The organism is Dactylosporangium sp. NPDC050588 (assembly GCF_040654975.1).
Taxonomy (GTDB): domain Bacteria; phylum Actinomycetota; class Actinomycetes; order Mycobacteriales; family Micromonosporaceae; genus Dactylosporangium; species Dactylosporangium maewongense.
In genome coordinates, this window is sequence record NZ_JBFAJA010000082.1 from 54434 (window position 1) to 63685 (window position 9252).

Consider the following 9252-nt stretch of genomic DNA (forward strand, 5'->3'; position numbering starts at 1 on the left):
CGCTGCCCGGCCGCATCCGCCACGGCCGGGCGCCCGTTCGCAACCGCCAACCGCCTGAGTCCTCGCCAGGCGGCGCACCCCCGCGCCCTGCGAACGGCGATCACGTCGCACGAATCCGCCTTCGTGAAGGACCGCCACATGAAGTACCTCAAGGCGCTCGGCGCCGCCGGCACCGCCCTCGCGCTCGTCTGGATCGCGGTGCCCTCGATCGCGGCGCAGACCGCGGTCCAAGCGGTGCGCGCCATCCACGTCGCCAAGAACGGCAACGACGCCAACGCCGGCACCGCCGCCGCGCCCTACCTGACCATCAACCGCGCCGCGCAGGACGCGCAGCCCGGCGACACCGTCTACGTGCACGCCGGGCTGTACCGCGAGACGGTCAAGCCGGCCCGCGGAGGCACCGGCGACACGAACCGCATCACCTACACCAGGGCCGGCGACGGCGACGTGGTGATCAAGGGCTCCGAGGAGGTCAACACCTGGACCCGCGGCACCGGCAACGTCTGGAGCGTCACGCTGCCCAACACGTTCTTCGGCGCCTACAACCCCTACGCGACCGGACACCCGCAGGGCGGGGGAGGCGGCGTCTTCCCCGGCTACAACGCCGGTGACGTCTACCTCGACGAGCAGGCGTACCTGGAGAAGCCGGCGCTGAGCGACGTCCAGGCCGCGGCCGGCACCTGGTACTCGCAGGTGGGCGCGTCGAGCACGACGATCTCGGCGAACTTCGGCGGCGCCGACCCCAACGCCAGGCTGGGCGAGATCAACGTCCGCCGGCAGATCTTCGCGCCGGACGCGTGGGGCCTCGGCTACATCACCGTCGACGGGTTCACGGTGAAGCACGCGGCCAACACGTACTCCGACTTCCCGGACAGCCCGACGCGGCGCCAGGCCGGCGCCATCAGCGTCAACGGCGGCCTGCGGTGGGTCATCCAGAACAACGTCGTGCTCAACGCCCGCACCATCGGCATCGACATCGGCCTCGGCAACGACGAGTGGGCGGGCAACCGGCCCGGCACGACCCGCACCAACTTCCGCGACACGAGCAAGTACGGCTCGCACGTCGTGCGCAACAACTACATCGGCAGGTCCGGGCAGTCCGGCATCGCCGGCGTCTTCTCCTGGAACTCCGACATCCTCTACAACATGATCGAGGACACCAACTACCGCAACGAGTTCAGCGGCGCGGAAACGGCCCCGATCAAGGTGCACTACATGAACGAGGGGCTCATCAAGGGCAACTACATCAAGAACTCCCGCGGCGGCAACTCCGCCGGCATCTGGACCGACTGGGGCAACCAGAACGTCCGCGTCACCGGCAACATCGTCATGAACAGCCCGTGGGGCTACTACGCCGAGGCCGTGCACGGCCCGATCCTGGTGGACAACAACGTCTTCATCGGCAACAGCGACATCCGCACGCTGGACGCCACCGGCATCGTCTTCGCCAACAACCTGTTCATCGACAACGGGCGCTTCGCCATCGACGGTGGCGGCCGCGACGCCTACTACTTCCAGCCCGGCACGATGAACGAGTCGACGGCGCTCACCTCACCGCAGAAGGACTTCTGGTTCAACAACCTCGTCCAGGGCTCGACCCTGCCGGACAACGCGACCGGCAAGACCCACGTCAAGGAAGGCAACTTCACCGGCGTCGTGTCCAACGTGCAGTACACCGCCACCAACACGGCGATGCAGCTGAGCTTCACCCTCAACGCCACCGGCATCAGCGGGCTGACCCCGGTGACGAAGGCCCGCGTCGGCACCATCCCGCGCGCCAACGAGAGCATCGCCGCCGACGTGACCACCGACTTCTTCGGCGCCGCGGTCAACGCCGGCAACGTCATGGCCGGCCCGTTCGCCGCCGCGAAGAACGGCGCGAACACCTTCACGCTGTGGCCGCCGGCCGGGCAGAGCGTGCCGAAGCCGCCGGCGTACCCGGCCGGGCCGGTCAACCTGTCCCGCAACCCCGGCGCTCGTGCCACGGCGTCCTATCAGGACGGTGCGTTGACGGCGGCGAACGCGATCGACGGCAACGGTGCGACGCGGTGGTCCAGTGACCACAGCAACGACAACAACGCCTGGATCACCGTGGATCTCGGTGCGGCGTACCCGGTGACGACGGCGGTGCTGTCGTGGGAGGCGGCGTACGCGAAGGCGTACAAGGTGCAGGTCTCCGACAACGGTGCACAGTGGACGGACGTGTACTCGACGACCGCCGGCGACGGCGGCTCGGACACGGTGACGGTCGGCCGCACCACTCGATATGTGCGGATGCAGGGGGTCACGCCGAACACGCAGTGGGGCTACTCGCTGTGGGAGTTCGAGGTGTACGGCACCGGCCCGACCGGCGGCGGCACCGGCACGGCGACCGTCGCGCCGTCGAACACCTACCCGCAGACCTACGGCGACTGGGCCAACGGGCTGCTCGCCGGCAACGGCAAGCAGGGCATCATCGTCTTCGGCAACCCGCGCAACGAGACCGTCGTGTTCAACGACAAGCGGTTCTTCATGGCCCGCTCCGAGGCCCGCCCGCACCGCACCTTCAACACCGTCAGCGCCGACAACATCAACCGGATCCGGGACCTGTCCATCGCCGGGCAGTACCAGCAGGCGAACCAGCTCGCCGCCGACGTCCAGGGGTACCAGGGCGGCGGCGAGGGCAGCAAACACCCCGGCTTCAAGATGACCATGCAGATGCCCGACGCCGGCACCGTGCGCAACTACGTGCGCTCGACCGACTACGCCTCAGGCGTCGTGTCGGTGAAGTGGACCGACGACAAGGGCAGCTGGCAACGCGACTCGTTCGTGTCCAGGACCGACGGCGTCACCGTGCAGCAGCTGCCGGCGCCGAGCGGGCAGCGGCTGAACGTGACGCTCGGCCTGTCGATCGACCCGGGCATGAACCTGACCAACAAGGGCGTCACCGCCACCAACGCCTCCAACACCAACTTCCTCAACCTGCGCGTGAAGTACCCCAACGGCACCTACAACGCCGGATACGAGGGTGTCACCCGCATCGTCACCGACGGCACGAAGTCCATGTCCGGCACCAACGTGACCGTCACCAACGCCACCTACGTGACGCTGCTGTCGCTCACCCAGCGGTACAACGGCACCTACAACGGCGGCGTCACCGCCGAGACGGAATGGAACCGGCAGCTGCTGCAGTCGAGGCTGTCGGCGATCACGGACTCCTACCAGGCGCTGCTGAACCGGCACACGAGCAAGCACCGGGAGATCTTCGGCCGGGTGTCGCTCGACCTCGGCGCGAGCGCGGCGGACCGCGCCAAGCCCACCGAGCAGCTGCTCGCCGAGCAGAAGACCGCCGGCAACCCCGTCCCGGCGCTGTACGAGCGGATGTTCTACGCCGGCCGCTACCACCTGCTGGCCTCCAGCAACGAGACGGCGGCACCGGACCTGCTGGGCAACTGGACCGGCGACAGCAACGTCGGCTGGGACGGCTACTACCACCTCGACGCGAACCTCAACCTGCAGATCTCCGGCGGCAATGTCGGCAACATGCCCGAGGCCATGGCCGGGTACTTCTACCTCAACCAGCAGTGGCAGAACGACTTCCGCACCAACGCCCGCAAACTGCTGGGCACCCGGGGCATGCTCACCGGCGGCAACACGCCCAACGAGGAAGGGCTCATCTCCAACATCAACTTCGACTACCCGTACCAGTACGTCACCGGCGGCGAATCCTGGCTCCTGCAACCGTTCTGGGAGTACTACCAGGTCACCGGCGACACGACGTTCCTCGCCGACAAGTACTACCCGCTGATCCGCGACATGGGCGACTTCTACGAGGACTTCCTCGTCAAGAAGGACGCCAACGGCCGGTACATCCTCGCCGGATCGATCTCGCCGGAGAACCGGCCCGCCGGCGGCGTGCCCCTGACGAACAACTCCGTGTACGACATCTCCGGCGCCCGCTTCGCCCTGTCGACGCTCATCCAGGCGAGCCGGACCCTCGGCCGCGACGCCGACAAGGTCCCGGTCTGGCAGGAGAAGCTCGACCACCTGCCGCCGTACCTCATCAACAACGACGGCGCGCTGGCCGAATGGGCGTGGCCCGGCCTGGCCAACCAGAACCAGTACCAGCACCGGCACTCCAGCGGCCTGATGCCCGTCTGGCCGTACCGCGAGATCACCCCGGAGACGAACCTCGCACAGTACAACGCGGCCAAGGTGTTCCTGCAGAAGAAGGACACCGGCAGCTACGAGAACGCCGGACACGGCCTCCTGCACGGCGCGCTGATCGCCGCCGACCTCAACAACGCCGACTCCGTCAACGCCAAACTGCTGCGGTTCGCCAAGGACGACTACTACTACAGCAGCATGGCCACGTCGCACTACAACAACCACAGCGTGTTCGCCACCGACGTCGTCAACTCCGTGCCCACCATCATGATGGAGATGCTCGCCGCGACCCGGCCCGGCACCCTGGAGCTGCTGCCGGCCCTGCCCAAGAGCCTGAAGAAGGGCGGCGTCGCCGGCATGCTCGGCAAGGGCCAGTTCAAGATCGACAACCTCGTCTGGGACACCGACGCCCGCAAGGTCCAGGTCACCCTGACCTCGAGCATCGACCAGAACCTGACCCTGATCCAGCGCTCCGGCATCACGGCCGTCACCGGCGGCGCGGTCCAGAGCTCACCGCTCGGCGGCATCGCCCGCGTCGTGCCGCTGCAGAAGGGCCGGACCGTCACACTCGACCTGACCCTCGGCGCGACGGCCACCAACCTCGCCGAGGGCAAGCCCGCCACGGCGTCGTCGGAGTCCAACGCGCAACAGACCGCCGCGAAGGCCTTCGACGGCGACCAGTCCTCCCGCTGGGCCGCCAGCGAGGCCGTGGACAACTGGCTGCGGGTCGACCTCGGCACGACGTACAACCTGCGCGAGGTCGTCCTGCGCTGGGAGGCCTCCTACGCCAAGTCCTACCGGCTGCAGGCCTCCACCGACGGCTCCACCTGGCGCGACGTCTACGTCCAGGCCAACTCACCCGGCGGCACGGAACGGCTGGCGGTGACCGGCCCGGCCAGATACGTCCGCATGCTGGGCACCGCCAAGTCCGGGCAGTGGGGCTACTCGCTGTACGAGATGGAGGTGTACGCCTGATCTCCCGGCCCGCACGGGAGGGGTGTCGGCGCCCCTCCCGCGCGGCCGCGTCCACAGCGAGCACCGGCACGCGGTCAACGCGAGCGCGGGTCCGGGCCTTCGGTGATTCCCCAGGTCTCCGCGAGGCGGCCGTCTTCGATACGGAAGATCTCGATCAGCGTCGGCTGCACGGCGCCGTCCGGGGTCGTGATCCCGTGGACGGACGAGCGGATGGCGACCTTGTCGCCGTCGACCAGAACGTCCTCGGCGACGACGCGCATGTCGGGGAACTGTGTCACGACCTGACGCCAGACCTCCTTGCCCGCCTCGAACCCGATGGTGCCGAGCGCATGGCTGTAATAGTCCGGGGTGAACAGGCCCTCTGCCTCGTCGAACTGCCGTGTGTTGAAGCACTCCTGCATCCGCAGGACCAGTGCGCCGGCATCGTCGCGCGTGTTCATCGCATGGTCTCCCTCGTGGTTGGCTTTTTTGTAAGCGGTGCGCCGCCCCGTTTATGTGGCCAGCATACGGTGCGCCGCCCCGGTTAAGCTAGGCGTGCCATGAACAGCCAACCGCCCAAACGGGCCTCAGCCTCAGCGGAGTCGCCGGCAGCTCCCGGCAGTGACCGGACGCTGCGAGCCGACGCGCGTCGCAATCGCGAGCGGGTCCTGCGCACGGCGCAGCGGCTGTTCGCGACGGAAGGCCTCGGCGTCTCGCTCGACGAGATCGCCCGCCGCGCGGGCGTCGGCCCCGGCACCGTCCACCGGCACTTCCCCAGCAAGGAGGCGCTGTACCTCGCCGTCGCGACCGACGAGTTCGAACGGCTCGTGGCGGAGGCGGAGGAACTCGCAACCACCGACGACCCCGCGGCCCTGTTCACGCAACTGTCCCGGATGATTGCCACGGGCGCCGAGAACGTCACCGTCAAGAGCGCCCTCGAAGCCGCCGAGCTCGACCTGCGCACCGCCGCCCCGAAGGTCGCGGCAGACCTCACCCGCCATGTCGCCGACCTGCTCGCCCGCGCGCACGCCGCCGGCGCCGTACGCCCGGACGTCACGGCCGACGACGTGATGGCGCTCGTCGCGGGCGCCTTCAGCGCGATCCGTCACGCCGGCGCCGAGACCAGCCCCGAACGCTCGGCCCGCATCGCCCAGATCATCCTCGACGGGCTACGCCCGCGATCGTGATCACGCCGGGCGGGCCGTCACGGTGCTCGACGCCCCGCCCGCCGGGATTCGGTTACATGCCGGGCACGGTTTTGTGGTTGAGGTAGGCAACAACGGACACCGACGTGCCGTCCTCATGCAGCAGATACGACGAGGACAGCTCAGCCGGCTCGCCTCCGGTGATGCTGGGCGCGGACCAGTCGGTGCGGACTAGCAGGTAGTGCTCGTCGAGGCGCTGCTGCTCGGTGCTGGTGAGCTGCGCGGGCCCGTAGCCGGCGGCGGCGAACATCTGGGCCCTGCGGGGAAGTGTCGCGAGGAAGTCCGCTCTGGAGACCGGCCGGGCGCCGCTCGCGTCGGCGAACAGGAACGGGTCCGCGAACAGCTCCACACTGCCCGCACCGCCGAGCGCTGCCAGGAACGCGTGGACGTTCGGTTCGACATTGGCAGAAGTCGCCATGTGTGTCCTTTCGAAGGCGTACACCCACCGTAGACACAAAGGCACCTAATCATACCATAGTCGGACATAAATCTCCAGTACCAGGCGGCCGAATTCCGGATCACCGTTTCGGTCATCGCCGAAGCCGTTCCGCGCTGCCAACACCGTACGGGCATGGCCGCCGGCAACGTCAGCGCGGCCCGGTCCGATGCGACGCCGCAGCCGGCGCACGTTCCGACGCCGCGTTAGAGCCACTGTGGACCGTCGTCGACCAGGCCCTCGACAGTGTCTCTGCAACTGGCCGGCGGAGTCAGCGTTCCGCATTGCGCCCCGGTGCGCAGCACGCTTTCGAGCCGGACCGGGATCGTTCCCGGGTGCGCGGAGAGCGCAAGAACGTGCCGATCCTGGACGATCTCGGAACTGCTCCGCGTGCGCAGGGTCGTGGCGGCGCGATCCGTGAGTCCATTACGAACTGAGGGACCCCGCATACACGGGGACGCTGGTGTGTGTCTCGACGTACAGGCCATTGTCCGGACCACCCTTGCCCAGGGACCATCCCCGCGTGCACGGGAAGCACGACGGGCACGGGGAGTGGCAGCTACACACCACCGGACCACCCCCGCGTGCGCGGGGAGCACGTTGTCGCGCTCGGGTTGCTCGGCGCCGCCGCGGGACCACCCCGCGTGTTGCGGGGAGCACGACCTGGTCAGGCTGCGCAGACCTGGATGCGTCGGACCACCCCCGTGTGCGCGGGGAGCACGTCTTCGGGCGGTCCGTCTGGCGCGGTTGGTGGGGACCACCCCCGCGTGCGCGGGGAGCACGACGGCGCGACCTACCGCCGGCTGCGCCTGCTGGGACCACCCCCGCGTGCGCGGGGAGCACAGCCTGGGGAACCTCAGTCTCACCTCGCTTCGGGGACCACCCCCGCGTGTGCGGGGAGCACACGGAGGGAGGCACCCATGACGACGACCGACGAGGACCACCCCCGCGTGCGCGGGGAGCACTACTACACCACCCTGACCGCGGACCCGCGGTTGGGACCACCCCCGCGTGCGCGGGGAGCACGCCACCGCACCCGGCAGGGCATCGAACGACTCGGGACCACCCCCGCGTGCGCGGGGAGCACGACGTGCCATCCCGCAAGATCCGAAACTCCCAGGGACCACCCCCGCGTGCGCGGGGAGCACGGACGCCGCGACGGGTTCGCTTGCGTACACCCTGGGACCACCCCCGCGTGCGCGGGGAGCACGGCACCCGTGCCGCAGCCTCCGGCTCCGGCGCCGGGACCACCCCCGCGTGCGCGGGGAGCACCGCGACGTGATCGACCTGGGGCAGACGTCGGACGGACCACCCCCGCGTGCGCGGGGAGCACAGCCAACTCCCATCAGGCGCCTTGTTGAGGAACGGACCACCCCCGCGTGCGCGGGGAGCACGTCAGCTGTGCCGACATCGCGCCAGTGAACTGGGGACCACCCCCGCGTGTGCGGGGAGCACTCGATCTCCCACGAACGGCCGACGTGCCAAGCCGGACCACCCCCGCGTGCGCGGGGAGCACCACCGACCGCAGCATGTAGCCCGGGAGGTTCAGGGACCACCCCCCGCGTGCGCGGGGAGCGCCCGTCCTACGAGCGCGTCGGCTACCGCCACGGCGGACCACCCCCGCGTGCGCGGGGAGCACCGACGGCTTTCCGCCCTGCGCGGCGGGCTTCCAGGGACCACCCCCGCGTGCGCGGGGAGCACGCCCTGACCAAGCTGCGCGCCAGCCTGGACCGGGGACCACCCCCGCGTGCGCGGGGAGCACCGAATGCGGCGAAAAGCATCGGAATCCACTTAACGGACCACCCCCGCGTGCGCGGGGAGCACAACGGCGTGTTCATCCTGCCGTTCAACCGCGACGGACCACCCCCGCGTGCGCGGGGAGCACGGTGCTGTGGCGTCGCGCCGCCGGATATTACGCGGACCACCCCCGCGTGCGCGGGGAGCACACCATGAGCACGAGCAACGACTGGTCGGACGTCGGACCACCCCCGCGTGCGCGGGGAGCACATCGACGCGATCCGGCCCGTTCTCGACAGCCTGGGACCACCCCCGCGTGCGCGGGGAGCACGTACCTCACCGGGGCGTTCGCCGGCGTCGACGACGGACCACCCCCGCGTGCGCGGGGAGCACACGCCACCGGCGCCGGCCGACGCCCGCCGCGTGGGACCACCCCCGCGTGCGCGGGAAGCACGGGGTCGCTCTCGGGCCGGTCGCAGAACTCCCAGGACCACCCCCGCGTGCGCGGGGAGCACGCGGCCGTCCGGGCGTCGACCGCGAGGCGTTCCGGACCACCCCCGCGTGCGCGGGGAGCACGATGAACTCGGCCGCCTGTTCGACGGTCATCCAGGACCACCCCCGCGTGCGCGGGGAGCACGTTGTTCGAGTCCAGCCCGCGAACGTCAGCGTCGGACCACCCCTGTCGCCGATTTTTGAAAATTGACCCCGTTTGGGTTCGGGAATTTTGACCCCTCCCGTGGTTGGTCAGTTGTGGTTGGTGCGGTCTTTGTTGAG

4 protein-coding genes and 1 CRISPR repeat array are annotated in these 9252 nt (G+C 69.6%); of the genes, 2 read left to right on the top strand and 2 right to left on the bottom strand.

The features are described from left to right. Window positions 1-138: 138 nt before the first annotated feature. Window positions 139-5121 (top strand): discoidin domain-containing protein, encoded by a 4983-nt coding sequence (locus AB0I21_RS43400; RefSeq protein WP_360569613.1) that lies wholly within the window; start codon window positions 139-141, stop codon window positions 5119-5121. 74 nt (window positions 5122-5195) lie between these two features. On the opposite strand, the gene AB0I21_RS43405 is transcribed toward AB0I21_RS43400, so the two are convergent. Further along, complete coding sequence (locus AB0I21_RS43405; RefSeq protein WP_360569615.1) at window positions 5196-5561, bottom strand: nuclear transport factor 2 family protein; 366 nt, start codon at window positions 5559-5561, stop codon at window positions 5196-5198. Window positions 5562-5660: 99 nt separating this feature from the next. Between AB0I21_RS43405 and AB0I21_RS43410 the strand changes: the two genes are divergently transcribed. Continuing rightward, window positions 5661-6287, top strand: a complete 627-nt coding sequence (locus tag AB0I21_RS43410; protein WP_360569617.1) for a TetR family transcriptional regulator — start codon at window positions 5661-5663, stop codon at window positions 6285-6287. Between the two features lie 52 nt (window positions 6288-6339). On the opposite strand, the gene AB0I21_RS43415 is transcribed toward AB0I21_RS43410, so the two are convergent. Beyond that, window positions 6340-6723, bottom strand: coding sequence for a hypothetical protein (locus AB0I21_RS43415; RefSeq protein ID WP_360569619.1), 384 nt, complete (start codon window positions 6721-6723; stop codon window positions 6340-6342). Window positions 6724-7251: 528 nt separating this feature from the next. Further along, window positions 7252-9176: a CRISPR direct-repeat array (repeat unit 28 nt; unit sequence GGACCACCCCCGCGTGCGCGGGGAGCAC). Window positions 9177-9252 lie beyond the last annotated feature (76 nt).